This is a genomic window from Sporosarcina thermotolerans (assembly GCF_042658975.1).
Lineage (GTDB): Bacteria > Bacillota > Bacilli > Bacillales_A > Planococcaceae > Sporosarcina > Sporosarcina thermotolerans.
The window spans coordinates 119,269-140,021 of the sequence record NZ_JBHSRM010000012.1 but is presented as its reverse complement, the minus strand read 5'-3'; the positions used below and the strand labels follow the sequence as shown (position 1 = coordinate 140,021).

Annotated in this window: 22 protein-coding genes; 13 read left to right on the top strand and 9 right to left on the bottom strand. The window is 39.5% G+C overall.

The window, feature by feature from the left end:
• Positions 1-101: 101 nt before the first annotated feature.
• The 4 genes from ACFPZG_RS07720 to ACFPZG_RS07705 all read right to left on the bottom strand — a co-directional run bounded on the left by ACFPZG_RS07720 (position 102) and on the right by ACFPZG_RS07705 (position 4,019).
• Positions 102-575 carry a hypothetical protein gene (locus ACFPZG_RS07720; protein WP_283732603.1) on the bottom strand — a complete coding sequence of 158 codons (474 nt, stop codon included), beginning with the start codon at positions 573-575 and terminating at the stop codon, positions 102-104.
• Complete coding sequence (locus ACFPZG_RS07715; RefSeq protein ID WP_283732602.1) at positions 541-2,688, bottom strand: site-specific integrase; 2,148 nt, start codon at positions 2,686-2,688, stop codon at positions 541-543. Before ACFPZG_RS07715 ends, ACFPZG_RS07720 begins: the two co-directional genes overlap by 35 nt.
• Positions 2,685-3,128 (bottom strand): hypothetical protein, encoded by a 444-nt coding sequence (locus ACFPZG_RS07710; RefSeq protein ID WP_317940635.1) that lies wholly within the window; start codon positions 3,126-3,128, stop codon positions 2,685-2,687. Before ACFPZG_RS07710 ends, ACFPZG_RS07715 begins: the two co-directional genes overlap by 4 nt.
• Before the next feature lie 156 nt (positions 3,129-3,284).
• Positions 3,285-4,019, bottom strand: a complete 735-nt coding sequence (locus ACFPZG_RS07705; protein ID WP_317940636.1) for a hypothetical protein — start codon at positions 4,017-4,019, stop codon at positions 3,285-3,287.
• 602 nt (positions 4,020-4,621) lie between these two features.
• Between ACFPZG_RS07705 and spxA the strand changes: the two genes are divergently transcribed.
• From spxA to pepF, 4 genes are all read left to right on the top strand, one after another.
• Positions 4,622-5,020: a transcriptional regulator SpxA gene (gene spxA / locus ACFPZG_RS07700; RefSeq protein WP_283732601.1), complete on the top strand. Its 399-nt coding sequence runs from the start codon at positions 4,622-4,624 to the stop codon at positions 5,018-5,020.
• Positions 5,021-5,587: 567 nt separating this feature from the next.
• Positions 5,588-6,235, top strand: coding sequence for an adaptor protein MecA (mecA, locus tag ACFPZG_RS07695; RefSeq protein ID WP_283732600.1), 648 nt, complete (start codon positions 5,588-5,590; stop codon positions 6,233-6,235).
• 161 nt (positions 6,236-6,396) lie between these two features.
• Positions 6,397-7,512, top strand: a complete 1,116-nt coding sequence (locus tag ACFPZG_RS07690; RefSeq protein WP_455431218.1) for a competence protein CoiA — start codon at positions 6,397-6,399, stop codon at positions 7,510-7,512.
• A 50-nt stretch (positions 7,513-7,562) separates the two neighbouring features.
• A complete protein-coding gene (gene pepF, locus ACFPZG_RS07685; RefSeq protein ID WP_283732597.1) occupies positions 7,563-9,383 on the top strand; it encodes an oligoendopeptidase F in 1,821 nt (606 codons plus the stop codon).
• A gap of 733 nt (positions 9,384-10,116) precedes the next feature.
• Here the strand turns inward: pepF and ACFPZG_RS07680 are convergent.
• The 3 genes from ACFPZG_RS07680 to ACFPZG_RS07670 all read right to left on the bottom strand — a co-directional run bounded on the left by ACFPZG_RS07680 (position 10,117) and on the right by ACFPZG_RS07670 (position 12,095).
• A complete protein-coding gene (locus ACFPZG_RS07680) occupies positions 10,117-10,926 on the bottom strand; it encodes a DsbA family protein (protein ID WP_283732596.1) in 810 nt (269 codons plus the stop codon).
• On the bottom strand, positions 10,923-11,315 hold the full coding sequence (locus ACFPZG_RS07675) for a globin domain-containing protein (RefSeq protein WP_317940638.1): 393 nt from the start codon (positions 11,313-11,315) through the stop codon (positions 10,923-10,925). The genes ACFPZG_RS07680 and ACFPZG_RS07675 overlap by 4 nt, the downstream gene beginning before the upstream one ends.
• 93 nt (positions 11,316-11,408) lie before the next feature.
• Positions 11,409-12,095 (bottom strand): lytic transglycosylase domain-containing protein, encoded by a 687-nt coding sequence (locus tag ACFPZG_RS07670; RefSeq protein ID WP_317940639.1) that lies wholly within the window; start codon positions 12,093-12,095, stop codon positions 11,409-11,411.
• Between the two features lie 322 nt (positions 12,096-12,417).
• On the opposite strand from ACFPZG_RS07670, the gene ACFPZG_RS07665 reads away from it, so the two are divergent.
• From ACFPZG_RS07665 to ACFPZG_RS07655, 3 genes are read left to right on the top strand one after another with little or no spacing between them, the layout of a single operon-like run.
• A complete protein-coding gene (locus tag ACFPZG_RS07665; protein ID WP_283732594.1) occupies positions 12,418-13,086 on the top strand; it encodes a GTP pyrophosphokinase in 669 nt (222 codons plus the stop codon).
• Positions 13,087-13,092: 6 nt separating this feature from the next.
• A complete protein-coding gene (locus ACFPZG_RS07660; protein ID WP_317940640.1) occupies positions 13,093-13,893 on the top strand; it encodes an NAD kinase in 801 nt (266 codons plus the stop codon).
• Positions 13,893-14,798 carry an RluA family pseudouridine synthase gene (locus ACFPZG_RS07655; RefSeq protein ID WP_317940641.1) on the top strand — a complete coding sequence of 302 codons (906 nt, stop codon included), beginning with the start codon at positions 13,893-13,895 and terminating at the stop codon, positions 14,796-14,798. Before ACFPZG_RS07660 ends, ACFPZG_RS07655 begins: the two co-directional genes overlap by 1 nt.
• Here ACFPZG_RS07655 and prpE read toward each other — a convergent pair whose 3' ends face one another.
• Positions 14,799-15,536, bottom strand: coding sequence for a bis(5'-nucleosyl)-tetraphosphatase PrpE (gene prpE / locus ACFPZG_RS07650; RefSeq protein WP_283732593.1), 738 nt, complete (start codon positions 15,534-15,536; stop codon positions 14,799-14,801).
• Between the two features lie 93 nt (positions 15,537-15,629).
• On the opposite strand from prpE, the gene mgtE reads away from it, so the two are divergent.
• Together mgtE and ACFPZG_RS07640 are read left to right on the top strand one after the other, a co-directional pair.
• Positions 15,630-17,006 (top strand): magnesium transporter, encoded by a 1,377-nt coding sequence (gene mgtE / locus ACFPZG_RS07645; RefSeq protein WP_317940642.1) that lies wholly within the window; start codon positions 15,630-15,632, stop codon positions 17,004-17,006.
• Positions 17,007-17,115: 109 nt separating this feature from the next.
• A complete protein-coding gene (locus tag ACFPZG_RS07640; protein ID WP_283732592.1) occupies positions 17,116-17,454 on the top strand; it encodes a hypothetical protein in 339 nt (112 codons plus the stop codon).
• Positions 17,455-17,799: 345 nt separating this feature from the next.
• On the opposite strand, the gene ACFPZG_RS07635 is transcribed toward ACFPZG_RS07640, so the two are convergent.
• On the bottom strand, positions 17,800-18,381 hold the full coding sequence (locus ACFPZG_RS07635; protein WP_317940643.1) for a CotY/CotZ family spore coat protein: 582 nt from the start codon (positions 18,379-18,381) through the stop codon (positions 17,800-17,802).
• A 121-nt stretch (positions 18,382-18,502) separates the two neighbouring features.
• Between ACFPZG_RS07635 and ACFPZG_RS07630 the strand changes: the two genes are divergently transcribed.
• From ACFPZG_RS07630 to spoVAE, 4 genes are read left to right on the top strand one after another with little or no spacing between them, the layout of a single operon-like run.
• Positions 18,503-18,901: a YhcN/YlaJ family sporulation lipoprotein gene (locus ACFPZG_RS07630; protein WP_317940644.1), complete on the top strand. Its 399-nt coding sequence runs from the start codon at positions 18,503-18,505 to the stop codon at positions 18,899-18,901.
• Positions 18,901-19,356: a stage V sporulation protein AC gene (gene spoVAC / locus ACFPZG_RS07625; protein WP_283732590.1), complete on the top strand. Its 456-nt coding sequence runs from the start codon at positions 18,901-18,903 to the stop codon at positions 19,354-19,356. Before ACFPZG_RS07630 ends, spoVAC begins: the two co-directional genes overlap by 1 nt.
• Positions 19,350-20,351 (top strand): beta-ketoacyl-[acyl-carrier-protein] synthase family protein, encoded by a 1,002-nt coding sequence (locus ACFPZG_RS07620; RefSeq protein WP_283732589.1) that lies wholly within the window; start codon positions 19,350-19,352, stop codon positions 20,349-20,351. Before spoVAC ends, ACFPZG_RS07620 begins: the two co-directional genes overlap by 7 nt.
• 9 nt (positions 20,352-20,360) lie before the next feature.
• Entirely contained in the window at positions 20,361-20,723 is a 363-nt protein-coding gene (spoVAE, locus tag ACFPZG_RS07615; RefSeq protein WP_283732588.1) for a stage V sporulation protein AE, read from the top strand.
• The last annotated feature ends 30 nt before the right edge of the window (positions 20,724-20,753 follow it).

Below are 20,753 nucleotides of genomic sequence, written 5' to 3'. Positions count from 1 at the left end.
GTATCTATGATTTTAAAACAACAAAATGTTGTCATCTAGTTTCTAAAATAGCCTTGTTAAAAGTAGTTTAACAAGGCTATTTTTTGTATCTTATTAATTATCTATTTGAACTGCTTAAATTGATTAGTTACCCATCGCTCTTGGTTTTCTGCAACGTATTTTTCAACCGCTATTAATCTATTCACCAAGTCCTCTTTCGAAAGCTGCATATACCTCTTTTTGGCGATGTTTACATCACGTTCAGACGAATTCCTTCTTAAAGATGCTTCGTCAAATGTAGAGGGCATTACAGGTTTTTTACGCGTATTTTTTACTTTATACGTTCTGCTATGCTTTTGATAATAAGAATGTAGTTCCTCATTGCGTTTAATCGTATTTTGATGGATGCCTTTTCCTTTTTCATCAAATGCTTTTGAATGCTCACTAATGTTGTGATAGGTTACGGGAATCCCTTGTTCTACGAGAAAATCAATCGTTTGAATACCAATAGTAAGTGAACGGTCTTTACGTTGCTGATGCACTTTATCAAGCCATTTCCGCTTATCTGAATGGATTGAGCTTGGTGGTTGGTTCATAATGACGTTCCTCTCTATATTGTTTTATCAAGTCAATCTCTTTTAGTTCGATCTTAGCTTGCTTCGCCATTTCTTTTGCTTTACGAACTTCAACCTCTAACCCCATTTGCTTGAAGCGTTTCTCCATATCCTTTGATAATTGAATAACTTCTAAAAGTTCATCCTCTTGGTCTGGTTCAGGTACTTTTGCTTTACAACCTAGACATTGCATTTTAGTTGGACACACGAAATCGGTCACGCAAGTACCACCTAATACTTTGTTGTATACCCCAACTTTTTCAGCGTGTCCATCAAATTGCTGTTGCAACTCTTTGGGGCTTCTTAAATACGCATCATCAATATCGACATAGCTTGAAATGACATCATGTAATTCACTTATTGATTCAGATATTTGTGATGGGGTTGGTGCGGAGTAATAAGCCGTTACATTCAAATCCCTTTGATGTAACAGCTTGGCGACAATATCAACATTCACGTTTTGTCGCTGGACTGCTTCTGTTGCAAAAGCATGACGTAAAAGATGCGTCTTGATTGTTACAGGCTTACCGCTTTGTGTTTCCAAAATCAATCCATGAAGGAGGAATCGAATGGAACTGTATATAGAATCCACTTTCATTGCCTTACCTTCGTATTGAAAATAATAGGGCAAAGGCTTAGTGAAAAGATGCTTTCTCTCATATCTATATAAATTACTCGGAATTTTCTTGACAGCATAATGCTCTTTTAACAGCCTTGCTACGGTTTGAAGATGCTCCATAGTCTGCTTGCTTATATAAAACTCTTCTAAAGAATCTCGTCCTTTAGGGATAGCTTTAAATGAGAAATGCAACTTCTCTTTAACTTTTTTTATAAGGATACATTCTTTCGTATTATTAATTTGAAGTAATTCATTAATTCTTGCACCAGTGGTTGTTAGAATGTCGATAGCTAATAAACCAAATGTACAAGCAGCGTAAAATGGCTCAACATCAATTAATAAACCTTGTGCTTTGTCTTTGTGCAAAGTAACAAAAGTTGTCGGTGTTAAAATACCTTTATGTTGAGAAAAAAATGGTTTGGGCTTTTGCTCATATTTTTGTTCGTAGCCCCATAAAGATAAAAACTTTAAAATACGCTCATGTTCTTCAATTGGTCTATTTTTATTCCAATTTCCGAGAACATTAAATCCAATCAATTCATTAAACCAAAGACCTTCTCCTTCTGAATTGTCCTCTATTGATTCCGTACGAATAAACTCAAGGAAATAAGCATTTTTCTCGTCAGAATAAGTTACTTTCTTCTGTGTTGCTTGTTTTATTATAGCTTCTGAAAATTGTGTTTGGTGATGCAATACAAAGGATGGTTTATCCCATAAACGAAAATGAAATCTTTCTCCGATGCGTTCGGGTTCATCATAAAAAAATTCAATTGGTAGTGATAACGATTTAGTTTCTACCTCCTGTATTTGTTGATGAAAGGCATCACGTAGTCTTTTCATCTGATTCCATCGTAAATTTGCTTCTGCACGTATCGTTGGAAGCATTGGAACAATAGCATCTGTTTCATCTTTACGAATAGTTTGAGCTTGTTCTATTGCTAACCTTTGAAATGAAAAATCGCATGAATCAAACGGAATAGGTTGCAGTAGGAACTGTTTATAATAATCTTGTTCTTCAAAAGATAAGTTGTTATGAACCCATTTTTTTGTAGTGCACTCGGCTCCACTATAATTTCCCAATAATCTTCTTCTTTTGTTGTTGGAATCGTTAGGAAAAATCTCACCTTTTAAATATCCATATAAATGAACATTCGGATCGAAGTCTAAAAATCTAGTAATGTTAAAATGATTGAAAATATCTTTAAGACGTGTGCTTAAGGTCCCGATGATTACTTTAATAGTTCCGGCATCTTTATTTTGAGCTGTTTCGATTAATATAATCAATAAAAGGTGATTCTTCCAATCAAAATTTAAGCAATTATTATTAATGTATTTAAGAATCCGTTCATCTACTTTGTCGATTAAAAACTCACTTCGACCATTTTTCAGGCACATTAGCTTTGTATCCATTTTTCCAAGCCATTTATCATACCATACCGTTGCTGGTCTTTGTTGTGTTGCGTCAGGCAAATTCATTCCAACCCTTCTAATAACTCTTGTAAATCTTCATCGACTAGTTCAATCTTGGTTGTTTCAATGACTGCCAACTTTGATTTTCCAGAAGATTTATACTGCTTAGTGTAATCTTCCTCTCTTTGTGCCATTTGTACCAGCATGTTTTCATGGGCTTCTCGATGTTTTGCTTCGTCAAAATGATGTTCATATATATTCATGGTATCGGGATTTTTCCATTTCATATATTTAATTAATTCATTTTTACGCTGTTGAATTTCAGCTTCACTTTTGGATATATTATAAATTTCTCTTAGGCGAGAAGTAACAAACCAATGTCTTGCTTTATGCGGGTTTAAACTTAATTCATTAACTTTCATTGCTCGATTCCAATGATAATACCAAGCATGATAAGTAAATGCTTTTCCATTTGCAGATAAAAAGATTGGTGCATCGTCAGGCAATTGTTCAAATCCTAAATGATTTTCATCATAGGATTTTCTCTCGGTGTCTATATAGTGAAACAATCGCTTGACAGTATCTTTACTAAAGCGTAAGAACTTGATCTTCCTACCATGACTCCCTTTGTTAAACGTACTAACCTCTTGGTGACTTCTACGCTAACGATAATCTCCAATGGTGAGTTCAATAATTTCCGATGCCCTTGCTCCTGTTTCGAATAACATACGAGCTATAATCATTTCACGTTGCGACCAATTTACCTTTTTCCCTGCTTGATAAACTTGATAAGGTAAATTCATATCATCAATAATTTGAGGTTGCCATTCTTCATTGATGATTTTAAAATAGGAATCTGTTAATCTTCGGTGAGTGACAGGATCTTCTGTTCCTGCAACTGAGGGCATTCTAGGTTTATCTTCTCGAACACCTCTTACTTCTTCTTTATAGCTATGTAGAATAGCTTGCCCATCAATTAAAGGGTTATGATGTGGATAGTAGTTTAAGCGAACCATAGACTTATAAAATGACTTTAGTGCCGATAAAAAACGACTAATGGTAGTAGGGCTTTTATTTGTTAAATTCACAAAACGAAATGAATCTTTATCTCGAACTTTACAGCTCATTTCATGCTGTAAATAATCCTCAACAGCTACGCGTATCTTTCCTTCCGATTCATTCCATTGCACTCGATTTCCCTGATAGTTACTTTTTTCCTCTATCCACTTAAAAAAGGGTAATAAGCACTTTAAATAAGATGTTGCAGAACTCTTATCAATTCTCCCTAAACAATCTTGGTAATAATCTGTCAAAGGTAGAAAGGGCTTGTTATCTTTAAATACTAACAGTTGATATTTACTTTCAACATGTTTCGGACAATACTCATACCAATACAATTATTAACCCCTCCAATAAGGAACGTTAGTTCTAATCTAATACTTTTCTTCGTAAGTGTAAAATGTTTAACTTTTTAATAAAACTATGAGGAAATGTTAGCCAAAATAAAAATGCACATTACTAAAATTTACTTTTAGTAATGTGCATTTTTATAATGTGTGTAACATTATAAACAAGCCACGACGAGATAAGTCATCATGTACAATTACTTGTCTTTAATATTACAGGGTACCTCTACGTTTTTGTTTGAAAAAATGCCTGGATTTTGAAACCTTTTTTGGGGTGAGTTCGTACTATTAGTAAAGGAATTTGTTTTTCAATCAAGCATTCCTAAATGAGAAATGGATTTTTTTATGTGAATGATGTTTAAACTTTTATGCTATCGGGTATAACAGTATAGAAGTGTGAAAGTACAAATCCAAAGGAGCTGTAACCCTTACATTATTGCGGAACTGTGACAAAGAAACAATCTGTATTACTTTTTTTTGAAAAAGTGTATTCATTGAGAATGAATATGTGTATAATAGAAGATAGCAAATTACTTTAAAATCATTCTAATTTAAATAAAACAAGCAAGCCGACTGAAAGGAAGTGTCAGCGAATGGGAGTTACATTATTTACCTCACCTAGTTGCACATCATGTAGAAAAGCTAAGGCGTGGCTGGAAGAGCATGAAATACCGTATACGGAACGTAATATTTTCTCGGAGCCATTGAATATTGGTGAAATCAAACAAATTCTCCGAATGACAGAAGACGGGACAGATGAAATTATTTCAACCCGATCAAAAATCTTCCAAAAACTTAATGTAGATGTGGAAAGCCTTCCACTTCAACGCTTATACGAATTAATACAGGAACATCCAGGCCTCTTAAGAAGACCAATCATTCTTGATGAAAAAAGGCTTCAGGTAGGGTATAATGAAGATGAAATCAGACGTTTCCTACCTCGTAAAGTAAGGGCCTATCAGCTGCTTGAAGCGCGGCGCATGGTTAACTAATTTAAGACATAGTAAAGCTGATAGGGAGATAACGGGCATTCGCCAAATCCTATCGGCTTTTTAATTTCCCTTCAGGGTTTAGCATCCAGCTACGGGCGCCAGAGGCTCGGGGTCATAAGTCAAATCTGCTATGTGGCAAAAAACGCCACTTCGCAGCTTCGCCTTATGCCTGTCGCCTCTAAGAAGGCGCCCTACGCTTTTGTCTCATCCAGCTACGGGCGCCAGTCCCTCGAGTCGCTTCAGACATGCCAAAAAGGCAAAAAGCGCCTTTGTTGTGGCATGTCTCCCAGCGAAAGCCGTTACGAAGAACGGCTTTTGCGAGTAATAGCGCAGCGTTACGAGCACGTCTTCTTTTCCCAAACTGTCGGGACTAAGAAGGCGCCCTACGCTTTTGTCTATTGCAATATGTGCTGATGTTCCCTACAATGCTATTATCAATAGAAGTCTTGAGCGGTAACCCTTTCAAAACTTCGTAGACGCTCATATAGTAAGTATAAGCATTGCAGGTTAATCGCGAAAATAAAAAAATAGGCATATACCTATTTGTAAGGAAGGGAGAGAAAAGGGATGGAAATAGAACGTATCAATGATAATACAGTAAAGTTTTATTTATCGTATATAGACATAGAAGAACGTGGCTTTACTCGTGAAGAAGTCTGGTATAATCGAGATAAAAGTGAAGAGCTCTTCTGGGAGATGATGGATGAAATCAATGATGAGACCGAATTTGAAGTTGAAGGTCCATTGTGGATTCAAGTCCATGCGATGAATAATGGAATCGAAGTTACAGTGACACGTGCACAAATGGAAAATAACGAAATTGATTTTGGTGTGGATGAGTCTGATAAGCACTTTGACCCTGATCCCAGTTTATTCACAAACCCTGAACAGCTCATGAATGAATTAAACGATGAGCCGGTAGTATGGACTTCCGATATGTTCGTGTTTGATGATTTCGAAAATCTCATTCCGTTAGCTAAGAAAATTCCCGCTTATGCAGTTCAATCATCTCTCTATTCATTCGAAAATAAATTCTACATGCATGTGATCTATGATGAATCTGAAATGGATGACGATGCTAAATTGGATTATTGTAGTATCGTTTCGGAATACGGTTCATTATCCCAAGTAACCATCCATCGTTTGGAAGAGTATGGAAAAGTTATAATGGAATCAGATGTTTTGAAGACTGTTGATAAATATTTTGGCGAATAAAAATAATCAGCTGCTCCCCATTGGTAAATATAGGGGAAGCAGCTTTTTTTCTTATTGTTAGATATATAAACTCATAATAGTTGCAATTGTAAATGAAGATTCCTACAATTACTCTGAAAGGAGTGAGGAGAATTTTAACAGCCTGTTCGGAGGATGGACGGATGGTCGTTTTAACAGCAGATCTAAAAAGGGACGAGCTCAGAAGTTGGAAAGAGACTCGTAGTTTTTTCTGTCCCCAATGTAGAAGTCCGGTCCATTTAAAAGTCGGTGATATTGTTATTCCCCATTTTGCTCATCGAAAGGCGACCGCCTGCCGTGCATCCTTTTCAGAGGGGGAATCGCCACAACATTTAACTGGTAAATTATTATTACATCAGTTGCTTTCAACGCATTCGGAAGATGCGATATTGGAACCGTTGTTAAAAGAAATTTCACAGCGACCTGACCTGCTTATTGCTTCCAATGACGTAAAAGTTCCAATCGAGTTTCAGTGCAGTACAATTCCGATCCCCCTGTTGGAAAAGCGGACCCAGGGGTATCAAAAGGTCGGTATGACCCCAATTTGGATATTGCATACGCCTCAAAAGTTTACGAATATCCCCGAGGGCGTAGGGACTTTTCAGTTTTCAAAGTTCGAGGAATGGTTTATCGTCAGCACCCCACCTGAAGGAGATGTCCTCCTTACTTTTAACCCCCAAACGAAAACATTTCACTATTTTACGAGTTTGTTGCATATTGCAGGCCAGAGATATATTGGCATGCACCACAACCTTCCAATTACCTTTCAATTTTTCCCTTTTATTCGCCCGAAAGTACCGTCAAATGAGGATCTTATTCGATATGTAAATCTATATAGTTCAAAGCGCCGTGAAGACCTTGAACGGTGGGTAATGCTAAATAGAAAAGGCATTAACGATCCATTTTTAAGATGCTGTTATGAAATGCGAATCTTGCCAGTTAACCTGCCAACCTGGATTGGTGTGCCGATTTCAGGGAATGATGCATTCCGTGAAGCCGATTTTGAATGGCAGTTAAGACTTCTCCATTTTTTGAAGCGAAAAAATTTGAGCTTCAATAAAGTTACTTCATATAATCTGCAACAATTCGTATGGGGTTTTGATCATCCTTCTGCTGAAAAAACGTCGGCTTGTAAAAAATATATCGAATTCCTTATTAGGAATGGATTAAAAAACCCTTCGGATAAAACAGATTTCAGTGAAAAGGGAATTTTGTATATAATTTCAGAAAGATTTCTTGCAAATGAAGCACAAAATTGAGAGAATGATAATGATTCGATTTACGAAGAAAGTTTGGGGGAGGAATTTGAATGACGACGGAAGTTAAAAACAAAGTGTTAACTCGTGACCAAGTCAAAGTGGAAGAAACTTGGCGCTTGGAAGATATTTTCCCTACGGATGAAGCGTGGGAAGAGGAGTTTAAAGCAATCGATGAGCTTTTAGCTAGTGCGGAAAGCTATAAAGGTACATTGAACAACGGTCCGGAAGCACTATCCGAAGCTCTATCTTACCGTGATACTGTTTACCAAAGAATGGGCAAATTATATACGTACTCCCATTTGAAAGCTGATCAAGACACGACGAATGGCTTCTATCAAGCGATGGATAGTCGTGCGAAATCTTTATACTCCAAAGTATCTACAGCACTTTCATTCTTCACACCGGAATTGTTAACGATTTCTGAGGAAGAATTGAACAGTCTTGCTGAGAATAATGAAAGCTTGAAAGTGTACAAGTATGAATTTGAAAAAATGAACTCCCGCCGTGCTCACATCCTTGCTGCAGAACAAGAGTCAATCCTTGCACAATTGGGCGAAGTGACAGGCAACGCTGCAGAAACGTTCAGCATGCTGAACAATGCCGATTTGACTTTCCCAATGGTGAAAGACGAAAACGGTGAAGAAGCGGAACTTTCACACGGACGTTATATCCGTTTCCTTGAAAGCCAAGATCCGAAAGTACGTGAAGAAGCATTCAAAGCAATGTACAGCAAATATGGCGAGTTCAAAAATACTTTTGCATCTACATTGAGCGGAAATGTTAAAAAGAATAATGTCAATGCGCGAATCCGTAAGTATGATTCTGCTCGTAATGCTGCATTATCGGCAAACCATATTCCGGAACAAGTATATGACAACCTTGTTAACACGATTAATAGTAACCTTGGATTGCATCATCGCTACGTTGCATTACGCAAAAAGGTACTTGGTCTAAAGGAACTTCATATGTGGGACATGTTCGCGCCGATGGTAAAAGATGTGGAAATGAAAGTTCCTTATGAGGAAGCAACAGGAACTATGCTTGAAAGTTTCCATCCACTAGGTGAAGAATATAAATCCATTGTTAAAGAAGGACTTGAAAACCGTTGGGTTGACGTACGTGAAAACAAAGGGAAGCGTTCAGGAGCTTATTCCTCTGGATCATATGGTACGAATCCATATATCTTGATGAACTGGCAGGATAACGTGAATAACTTGTTTACATTGGCTCATGAATTCGGCCATAGTGTTCACAGCTATTATTCACGTCAAACGCAACCATACAACTACAGCGGCTATTCAATTTTCGTAGCTGAAGTTGCATCGACAGTTAATGAAGCAATCTTAAACGACCATCTTCTAAAAACAATTGATGATGAGCAAAAACGAATTTACTTGTTAAATCATTGGCTCGAAGGATTCCGTGGTACAGTATTCCGTCAGACAATGTTCGCTGAATTCGAACATAGAATTTACCAGCTTGACCAACAAGGTGTTGCATTGACTGCTGATAAACTAACAGAAGAATATGGTGCACTAAACAAGAAGTACTTTGGTGATGCTGTTGAGGTGGATCCGGAAATCGCTCTTGAATGGGCACGTATTCCACACTTCTACTATAATTATTATGTGTACCAATACGCGACTGGTTTCAGTGCAGCTGTTGCATTAAGCCATCAGATTCTTACTGAAGGCCAACCAGCTGTCGACCGTTACATCAATAACTTCTTGAAAGCCGGTTCATCAGACTATCCCATTGAAGTTCTTAAAAAAGCAGGAGTCGATATGACTTCTACAGCACCAATCGAAGAGGCATGCCGTGTGTTCGAAGAGAGATTGAACGAGTTGGAAGAATTGCTTAACAAGCAATAAAAGAGATACTGACTTGGCGTTTTTAAAAGCCAAGTCAGTTTTTTGATGCTTTGAATCATCAATATACTTCTATAACAAATAGTAAAGCGCTTACATTCTGTTTGTTTACAAAAATATTAATAGATGATAGTCTTTAAGTCTTTAGGTAAGGGATTTGTAGATGGTTTTATTTGTGACAGAGATGTGAAACTTCTTGTGAAATGTTGCATTAACTACTATTTCATGATAAATTATAGATGTGAAATAAATCACATACCAAACATACACCCCTTTTGTTTGAACGTGAACATTTCTCCCATTCCCTTTGTAAAAGAGCATCCCTCTCCCCCAGGAGCGGATGCTCTTTTCTTTTTAATTGAGTGGTTCTGAGAATAAACGAGCGGTTATGAGAATAAACGAGCGGTTATGAGAATAAACGAGCGGTTATGAGAATAAACGAGCGGTTATGAGAATAAACGAGCGGTTATGAGATTAAACGAGCGGTTATGAGATTAAACGAGCGGTTATGAGAATAAACGAGCGGATATGAGAATAAACGAGCGGTTATGAGATTAAACGAGCGGTTATGAGAATAAACGAGCGGATATGAGAATAAACGAGCGGATATGGGAATAAACGAGCGGTTGTTGGAATAAACGAGCGGATATGAGGATGAACGAGCGGTTACGACAATAAACGAGCGGTTATACGAAAAAGCAGACGTCCCAATTTTACTGGGACGCCTGCTTTTTATCTATTTTCGTTTTCGCCAAAGCGTTACATTATTGAACGGCTGTCTTTCTAAATTTTGCAGGAGAAGCTGCTTTTTTAATTCGCGTTCAGCTAATTTCTCCGAGATGTGATAAATCTCAGCAACTTCTTTTGTTGCGAGTGAATCAAAACGTTTGAAAAGATCATCAAGTAGTGGGGGAGTATCCGGATCGATTGGATAACCGACCATTTCTTCTAAAATCTGTTCATAGATTTCATAAGAGTGAAGTCCATTTACCTTGAGTCCTTCGTCTTCAATATTTTCATTGAAAAACACAAAGGATGGTGCATCATCCACTTCCATTTCATTCGCAAGATACAAATCCACCTGCAAGGATCGCAATACATTATGTGATGAGAAGTCGAGGATGAATTCATCGACGTCCAAGCCTAATTTTTCGGCAATCTCAACAAGTACTGAAAACGATAAGACGTTTCTCGATTTCAAATAAGTGTACTCAAAAAGTTTTGAGAGGAAACGGAAACCGGCCCGTTTTCCTTGAAATTCCGCCGCTTTCATTGCGATGCTTGGAAAGGACGGATGGGTTTTATCGCAAGATTTAACATCATCACATCGATTACTCAAGTTTGTTACATTCATCTTTGGCAATGATGAGCGAAGAACTATTCTTAATGTGAAATAACGTTCATATTCAATCTGTAATTTACGGAGCAAGGGCTGAAGTGACCAGCATTTGCTGCATAAAGGATCAACGAATGCATAAATCTCAATGGGTTTTGATAAGGTTGCTGACGAAGTGACACTGTTTTCCATAATGGTATCACGGTTCACAGCTCATCCTCCTCGCTTCTGTTGACCATATGATTGGCAGTCATAACGAGCCGTTGATAATACACGTCACGGATAGTACCTTCAAGCCCTACATCATCCATCGCTTCGTACATGCATGCGAGCCATGCTTTCGCTCGAGTCGGAGTTATAGGAAAAGGCATATGACGCGCTCTCATCATCGGATGTCCATGTTCCTCCGTGAATAAATTCGGTCCGCCTAAAAATTGTGTTTGAAATTGCTTCTGTTTACGAGCTGTTTCCGTCAAGTCATTAGGGAAAATCGGATATAAATCCGGATGGACAGCCACTTTTTCATAAAAACGGTCGACTAACTCAGATAATTTTTCAGCACCGATTTCTTCATAAGGAATCAAAGGTCTACGAATCATGTATGTCAATCTCCTTTGTTCTGACTGGTATGGATATTTTAACAACCAAACAAATCTTTCACAAATATATTGCCTTCCGAGGAATTAATATTGTCAGGTTTTATAGTAGTTTAATACTTTGGAAACGTAATTTTGAGTTTCTTTGAAAGGAGGAATTCCGTCGTATTTTTTCACATTTCCTGGTCCTGCGTTATAGGCAGCCAAAGCCAGTTCGATATTGCCGAATTGGTCAAGCATTTGCCTTAAGTATTTTGCACCGCCCATAATATTTTGCTCTGGGTCGAAGCTATCTTGTACACCCAAAAATTTTGCGGTGCCCGGCATAAGTTGCATTAAACCCATCGCCCCGGCGCCGCTTACAGCAGTGTTGTTGAAATCGGATTCCTGTTTAATAACGGATGTAATTAGGTTTACAGGAAGTCCATATGTTTCCGCGGCTCGTTTAATAAACCCGCTGAAATTAGTATTTCCACTTGAATCATCGGTAGAACTGAAATCATTTTTCTGTAACACGAATTCCAGTCCTTTTGGAAGATAGACGTTACTCGACCCTTTATATAGTAGACTTTCCATCGACCGAAGCCCGTCAAGCATTCCAAATGATTGATTCATAACTGAATTGGGATTAAAAGATTTGTTATTTATATCATCTAAAGCAATAGTCATCATATCACTGAACAAGGTCGAGGTTGTCTCCTGCACACTTGAAAAAGACTGTACGGAGCCCAATGTTTGCATAGCTTGGATATCCATTAATGTTCGAACTGTTCGTGCATCCATTCAGTGCCACCCCTCCCTTGAAGAAACTAATAGCCCATATTCATTAAGTATATCAAGTTAGTTGCGAAAACGCATGTTACAAACTGCATCAAAGCCATTCATATGGTAGACTGATCGTATGACTAAGAATTGAATGAGATGTAAAAGAGCATTCTACTGACGTATGGGCCAGTGTTAATTGTAACAGCAATTAGGCTATCACAAACTTACCAATTTGGGGTAAAATATCAATTGGCGTTTTACTCTATGTGGATCCCTAAAACTACATAACACAAAAAACATAAGCTATAAAAGCATCAACTACCAGTCGGGAGGGCTACTGATGAAGGAATGGAAGCAATTTCTTGAGCCGTATAAACAAGCAGTTTCGGAATTGAAAGTGAAACTGAAAGGGTTACGGACACAATATGAACTCGAAGGCGTACATATGCCGGTGGAATTTGTAACGGGGCGTGTGAAACCTTTAGCCAGCATCTATGATAAAACCCTTGAAAAAGGAATTCCATTCAAACCTTCGGCTGAGCTTGCAGAAGAATTACCTGATATTGCAGGACTACGAATCATGTGCCAGTTCGTGGATGATATCGGCAAAGTTGTCGATACGTTAAGAAAGCGAACCGATATGCACGTTATTGAGGAAAGAGATTATATTTCCAATAAAAAACCGAGCGGATACAGATCATTCCATATGATCATTGGCTATCCAGTACAAACGATTCACGGTGTAAAGACAATTTTGGCAGAAATTCAAATCAGGACATTGGCGATGAATTTTTGGGCGTCCATTGAACATTCATTGAATTACAAATACCAGAGTGAATTGCCAGATGAAATCATGCATCGTCTTGAACGGGCTGCGGAGGCTGCCTTTAGACTTGATGAGGAGATGTCGCTCATCCGTGATGAAATCCATGATGCACAACAATACTTTACTGCCTATAAAGAATCAGCAGACAGAGGGTACGGCGAAAAACGGAGGAAAGGGGAGTGAATGTTGATGAAGTTTGCCATTCAAACAAGGAATGATTCACTTTCAAACCGATTAAGAGATGAAGCCGTCGAGTATTTAACTGATTTCGGACTTATTTTTGATGAAGAATCACCTGATATTGTTTTATCGGTTGGTGGAGATGGAACGTTGCTTCATGCTTTTCATAAATATATTCATCGATTGAAGGACACGGCATTCATCGGAATCCATACAGGGCATCTTGGTTTTTATGCCGACTGGAAACCGTCCGAAATGGAAAAATTGGTCCTGTCGATTGCACGTAAAGAATACAATGTGATTGAATATCCATTACTTGAAGTGACGATTTCTTATCGTAATTCGGATCAGGAGGCTAAATACCTGGCGTTGAATGAATCGACAGTCAAATCTCCTGAAGTAACATTGGTCATGGATGTGGAACTGAACGGTGTGTTATTTGAAAGATTCCGGGGGGATGGTTTATGCATGTCGACACCTTCCGGCTCCACTGCATATAATAAAGCTCTTGGCGGGGCGATCATCCACCCATCCCTGGATGCCATTCAACTGACCGAAATGGCGTCCATAAATAATCGGGTATTCAGAACGGTCGGCTCCCCTCTAATTTTGCCATCACATCATTCCTGTGTGTTAACGCCAGTAAATGGACCGGATTTTATGGTGACTGTGGACCATTTGCAGTTATTGCATAAAGATGTGAAATCGATAGAATATAAGGTTGCGGATGAGAAAGTGAGATTTGGAAGATTCCGTCCTTTCCCATTTTGGACAAGGGTCCATGATTCATTCATAGCAAGTGAAGAGTGATGAAGACGCAATCTAACCGGTTTACGTTAAATTTTATTGTAGAAGAACAAGTTCTATTAAGGGAATTTTTACATGCAAAAGGAATTTCAAAACGAACATTAACCGCCGTGAAGTATGACGGCGGTCAGTTGTTAGTAAATGAGACGGAGCAAACGGTTCGGCATATAGTAAGGGCAGGGGATACGGTTACGGTTCAATTTCCAGAAGAACAGCCAAGCGATGGACTTATTCCCGAATCAGGAACGCTTAATATCCTATATGAAGATGAAGCGATTATAATTATCGATAAACCTGCGGGACAAGGAACAATCCCGTCCCGTGATCATCCGGCAGGAACAATTGCAAATTATATTGCCGGTAAGTTCCTGAAAGAGAAAGTTCCTTCAACCGTGCATATTGTAACCAGATTGGATACGGATACGTCGGGACTTATATGCATTGCCAAAAACCGGCATATCCATCATCTATTAAGTGAGCAGATTCAGGAGACAGGCTTTTACCGCAATTATATCGCATTTGCGGAGGGACATATTGTTGAGAATGAATTTGTCATAGAACAACCTATCGGGCGGAAGGACGGCAGTATTATCGAGAGGATCGTCCGACAAGACGGTCAATATGCAAGAACTGATGGGAAAACACTTGGACATTATGAGCTGCATGGATCCAGGTTTACTTCTGTTTCCCTTGAGCTTCATACAGGACGGACGCATCAGATCAGGGTTCATATGCAATGGCTTGGACATCCGCTTGTAGGTGATGATCTGTACGGCGGTTCCCGTAAACTTGTCAACAGACAGGCGTTGCATTGTGCAACCATCGGCTTCAGGCATCCTCTAACGGGAACGAAATTAGTGTTCAACAGTGAACTTCCTATAGACCTCAAAAAACTAACGCAGAGCTAGTCAATCAAATTGAGTGAACTTTTCAGGGATGAACGGTTGTGAGGATGGTACCGAAACAACGTCCATTTCAGGATAACGAATAGCGGTCAGCTTTCCTCCAAACACACATCCAGTATCCACATTGACGGTTCGGTGCATAAACCTTGCCTCAAGTACTGGAGTATGGCCATAAACAATCCATGCATCTCCATGGTATTTCTTTGCCCAATCCCTTCTCACGGGCCGCCCATCTGGAAGTGTTTCACCTGTAGTGTCACCGTAAAGGACAAAGGACTTTATTTTTTTTGAAAAAGGTTCTCCAATCATCTGTTCACGGATTCCGGCGTGTGCGATAATGATTTTCCCGTCATCTAAATTTGCGTATAAGGGAAGGGCTTCGTAAAATCGTTTGTATCGATTCAAGAAACGACGTTTTTCTTTAGGTGGTAAAGCATTCAATTCAGCCACGGTTGTTTCGAGACCATGTGTTTGTTGAACATTTCTCCCTATCGATAATCGATAAAGTTTATTGCAATGGTTACCGGGGGAATAGATAAGTCTATCCTTATCCTGTAATTTGAACATCAGTTCAAGTGTCTTTACAGATGAGGGTCCACGATCCATAGCATCACCAACGAATGCAAGCTGCCTTTCCTTATGAACGGGTATATCGGATTCAAATGTATAGCCAAGCTTGTTTATAAGTGTAAGCAACTCGTCGTAGCAACCATGAATATCCCCAATAATATCCAGTTTCATCAGAAAATCTCCTTTTGATAGATCGGTTATATATATTATTTTGCCTTGAATGGAAACAAACATGCATGCTGGGATGGAAAGGAAGGTGCAACCATGACTGTTAATGAAGAAGTTCATGACGATATCATCATTGATGAAGAAAAATTGATTGATGCCCTTGAGAGGCAGGATATCAAAGCTTTTCGCGAAGAATATTTAATCCTTCACCCTTATGATCGTGCAATTTTCTACGAAAAGGTCGATGAGGAACATAGGAAAACAATGTATTTCTTTCTGTCTCCAAAAGAGTTGGCCGAAATCTTTGAGACGAGTGAAATCGACGATGGTGAATATAAGCAGTTCCTTCAGGAGATGGACACGACATATGCAGCGGACATGATTTCATACATGTTTGTCGATAATGCGGTAGATGTCCTGAAAGAACTTGATAAATCACAAATCGCTAGTTATTTGACGTTAATGAATAAGGACGCAGCTACTGAGATAAAGTCTCTCTTACATTACGAAGAATACACAGCCGGTTCAATTATGACGACGGAGTATGTTTCCATTCCTCAGAATTCTACCGTACGATCTGCGATGACAATATTAAAAAATGAAGCCCCTTCCGCGGAAACAATCTATTATATATTCGTTGTTGATGAAGATAATCGTCTAACGGGGGTTGTTTCACTTCGTGATTTGATCATCGCAGATGAAGACACATTGATCCAATCCATCATGAATGAGCGTGTTGTCAGCGTCTTAGTTTCGGATGACCAGGAAGACGTCGCCAGGACGACGCAGGATTATAATTTACTTGCAGTACCGGTTGTTGACTTTCAATATCACATGCTTGGAATTATTACAGTCGACGACATTATTGACGTCATCGATGAAGAAGCTTCGGACGACTATTCGAAACTTGCAGCTGTTTCGAATATGGATTCCATTGATAAGAACTCTCTTTCTGCAGCAAAGAAAAGGATTCCTTGGTTAATTATCCTTTTAATCCTTGGTATGTTGACCGCTAATTTGATTGATTTATTTACCGAAACGATTTCGCAAGTTGCTTTACTTGCAGCTTTCATTCCGTTGATTGCCGGAACGGCGGGGAATAGCGGTACTCAAGCGCTTGCGGTTGCGGTCCGGGGTATTGCAACTCGGGACATTGAGGATGTAAATAAATTCAAGCTTCTTTTGCGAGAGGCGGGAACTGGTTTAATCACTGGATTGGTTTGTGCTGTCTTTGTTGTTGGACTTATTTTCATTTGGAAGCATGAGTTTATCATCGCTTTGTTGGTTGGTGCAGCTATTTTAGTTTCGATTTTCGTCGCTACTATATCAGGTTCATTCATACCATTGTTCATGCATCGGATGAAAGTTGACCCCGCAGTAGCATCGGGACCGTTCATCACTACATTGAATGACGTGATTAGTATTATTATTTACCTTGGTTTGGCGACTACGTTCATAAGTAGTCTTTCATAAACCCAAATGAACTTCGTTGTTCATAGGCGCATATACTACGGAAAAAGGGGGGATCAACATTTCCTACAAAGATCCGTTGATATTCGTGTCTGGGCCGCCACCGGTTTATATGAAGAGAATCGTTGTTGAAGAAGAGAGTACATCGGTATTTGTACTGAATGAAGAATCGGTTAAGGAAACAATAGAAATTGCGTCTTCATCCCAGGTTGAGCAATCTAAAGTTGTCGACCCCATTATTTTAGGTAAAATTTTATATTTAAGTGGGCCGTTTCAAAGGGCAGCGTACAAACCGTTGCAGTTTTTGGTGGATGGTAAGAGTGTGAAGGGCACTATTCAGAGGGTTGAAGATGATTTGTTGTGGATTGATGCGGATGATGAGGTTACGAAGTTAGAGATTGGGAAGATTGATGATGTGTTGTGGAGAGGCCAGTCGTTTGAGACGGAATAAATAAAAACAGGACTGTTCAGAATGTCAGTGTGATTGACATTCTGAAACAGTCCTTTTTTAAATAAAGCCATACATAGAAATCAAAGGGATTTCCGTTTCGGGCGGACGCTTTCCGGGGGGCGGGCGGTGAGCCCCCTCGGTCGCTAACGCGACACTGCGGGGTCTCACCTGTCCCGCTTATCCCCCAGGAGTCGCCGCCCTTCACTCCAATCCTATATGTAGAATGTAGAAATCAAATTGTTTATGCATGAAAATTTTCCATAATACTATCTTAAATTTTAGTAGACAAAAACAAATCCACCCGATCTTTTGGATCGGGCAGAGTTAGCATCACAGGTTATTCCCTCAGTCTTCGTCGCAATCAATAAAAACGTCCTTAACGCATTGGATACCACAGAAGCAAGTTAAGTCAACAGTTACGCAAGTACCTGTTGCTTCGAAGCGTTCAACTTCGCAAACTGCGTCAAGGTCCAGCCTGCCGCCTTTGAATAAGTCGACTCTTCTGCCTCTAATATCACGAGGTTCAAGTACTTGTAAAGTAGCGCAGCAGTTATCAAAAACATTTTGCACCCTGAAGAAAATCGAGAAACATGAAGCACAATCCCTACGACCACCTTTTTCGGAGGCTGGCGCTGTTTCCTCAATTTCATCGAACCTTCTTCTTCTTCTGTTGAACATTGCTTTGAATGGATTACCTTTTTCGTCCAAAAGCATGAATACACGCGTATTGGCACGTTGCCGCGAAGGGCTAACAAGGCTACCAAGCGGAGTCAGGAAACAGTCAGTTCTGCAGTCGTCACAGTCAATATCTTCACGGATGTTTTGTACGCGCCTTATGGCACGAACCACCTCGCAAATGCAATTGTTGTGGCGATTTTCATGATTTTCTTTTTCATGTCTGACATCTTCATCTCTTCCACATCCCATTCATTCCACCTCCTTTTCTCAACTCCCTATACATTATGCGCATCGATACTTGGGGACAGGGCAAACATCACGCTATGAATAAAAAACAAGATCAATGCCATACTTTTTAAAAAAGGGGATGATGACTATTCGTCGATTACTACCCATTTTCGGTATAATCCTTCTGCTTTCGGGTTGTATTCCAAATGAGTTTACTGTTGAAAACCATACAGGGGAGGATGCGAAGGAAGCGGAAGATTTAATTAAGAAAGACGATCGTATTAAGGGCGCAGCAACACTCTTTCATGATGATCATCTTATTGTCGGTATCCGAGTTAAAACCTTTGATAGGTTCAATAAGAGAAAGATTGCAAAGGAATTGGAAAAGAAGTTGACGGAAATTTACCCCGATCTCTCGGTGTTAGTATCAGCGGACAGCAAGGTTTTAACGGAAATAAATAACCTTATTTTAAAAGACGATGAAAAAAGGATGAAGAAAAAGATTCACGAATTGATTTCTCTAACGGAGGAAGAGACATAATGGATAAAAAAAAATATGCGAAACTGGAACAAAGCATTTCTCCAAAGCCACCGGTACTTAAAAATGTCATCAAAGCATTCTTGGTAGGTGGCACTATTTGTCTAATCGCCCAATTCATCGCCCTTTTCTATATGACTTTCTTTAACTTTACTGAAAGAACGGCAAACAATCCGACAGTTGCAACTATGATTTTCATCTCCATGCTTTTGACGGGATTTGGGCTATATAAGAAAATCGGTCAGTTAGGTGGAGCAGGTGCATCTGTTCCGATTACTGGATTCGGAAATGCTGTTGTGTCTGCAGCCATTGAACATAAGTCAGAAGGATACGTCCTTGGAGTCGGTGGAAATATATTTAAATTGGCAGGCTCCGTTATTCTATTCGGTGTTTTTTCCGCTTTTCTCGTTGCTCTTATTAAGACAATCCTTGTGAAGTTAGGTGTCGCATCATGGTGAACAAAGGTTTAATTACATTTCCTTCAACCCCATCCATAGCGGCAACCGGTGTAACGGCGGGTCCACTTGAGAAAAAAAGCCCGTTTCATGTCAATTTCGACAAAATGTTTGATGACGAACGATGCGGAATGGAGACCAATGAACAAGGGCATGCAAAATTGATGGAAGATGCCATAATGATTGCATTAAGCAAGGTTGATAAAGTTCCGAGCGATGCAGATTATTTATTGACAGGAGATCTTGTCAATCAAATGACGCCATCCAATTTTACTGCTACGACAGTTGGTATTCCGTACATCGGCTTGTTTTCGGCATGTGCGACATCAGTTTCTTCTGTATTATTGGCGGCCTTGCTTACAGAGTCGGGCATGTCGAAACTTGCTGTTGCGGGTTCCTCCAGCCAGCATAATGCAATCGAGAGGCAATTTCGATATCCAATCGAATATGGCGCCCAAAAGGGAGATACTGCCCAATGGACAGTTACAGCAGCAGGTGCAGCGGCCATCACGCCTTATCAAAAAGGCGTACCATGCATAGAGCGAGGCACCTTTGGTAAAGTCGTAGATATGGGCATGACTGATCCATTGAATATGGGAGCAGCCATGGCGCCTGCAGCAGCAGATACATTAATGCGACATTTAGCAGGTCATAATACATCTGCAAGCGACTATGACATGATCATGACAGGCGATTTAAGCAAGGTCGGCTTTGCGATTTACAAAGAGTTGGCTAAAAATCAAGGAATTAAGGCTTTCAACAACTTTAGCGATGCGGGTGAGGGATTTTACGGTAATCACTCGGAATTCATGGCAGGTGCAAGCGGTTCCGGATGTTCTGCGGCAGTTTATTTTTCCGAAATATATAAAAAAATTATGGAAAAGGAATATAAAAGGGTTCTCCTCATTGCGACGGGTGCATTATTATCGCCGTTATCTTACCAGCAAGGAGATACGATTCCGTGTATAGCACACGCGGTCGAATTAACGATGAAATGAGTGGTTTGAATGTTCTCGATTTACATTACTTCCTTTATAGTGGGCGGTTTAATATGCGTCATTGGGCAGCTGATGTTTGATGTAGCAAAAATGACCCCTGCACATACACTTTGTACATTGGTCGTTGCGGGATCCATTTTGGATGGTTTTGGTCTTTATGAACCGTTAATCGATTTTGCCGGAACAGGTGCCACGATTCCAATCACCTCATTCGGTAACGCATTAACGCATGGAGCGCTTGCTGAAGCTGAAAAACACGGTCTAATCGGCGTCTTAACTGGGATGTTTGAAGTGACGAGTTCTGGGATAAGTGCAGCCATTCTTTTTGGATTCATCGCATCATTTATTTTTAAACCGAAGGGCAATATATAAAAATGATTGTGCAAACGCCCCCTCATTCTC